Below are 671 nucleotides of genomic sequence, written 5' to 3' on the forward strand. Positions count from 1 at the left end.
GCATCGCGTTGGTTGAAACGAAAAATCCCGACAATGATCACACAGATAACATGCTGACTTACTCCGAAAATAAAGTGGACGAGCTTCAAAATGAGCAATTGTGTGGTTACATCGTTTGTGCCAAATCGCCAACATGCGGTATGGAACGCGTAAAAGTGTACAGCAAAAACAACGCTGCAAAAGAAGGGGTTGGTCTTTACACGAAAACGTTGATGGAAAAAATGCCGTGGTTACCTGTCGAAGAAGATGGACGCCTAAATGATCCCGTTCTTAAAGAGAACTTCATTACTCGCATTTACTGTCTCAACGATTTTTATGAATCGATGGCAGGTGAGCCGACACGAGGTAAGATCATCGATTTCCATTCTCGTTATAAGCTAACGCTTATGGCGCATCATCCAGAGTCGTATCGATCTTTGGGGCGCTTAGTCGCAGATGTTGCCAGCTATGAGATTGACGAGTTTTACCGAGAATACCGATTAGGTCTGATGACGGCGCTATCGAACCGTGCCAGTCGCAAAAACAACACGAATGTGTTGATGCATCTTCAAGGGTATTTCAAACGCTCTCTAAACAAAGATGAAAAAGAAGAACTCGCGACCGTGATTCAAGACTATCGTACTGGCACGCTGCCATTACTCGCGCCACTAACATTAATTAAACACTATCTA

General features: G+C 44.0%; 1 protein-coding gene. It reads left to right on the forward strand.

Translation table 11 applies throughout. The annotated features are described in order from the left end of the window. Positions 1-671: YbgA family protein (locus R7Q11_RS26740; protein WP_225467063.1), on the forward strand; the 671-nt coding region annotated here is incomplete at both ends.

This window comes from Vibrio sp. 970 (genome assembly GCF_033339075.1).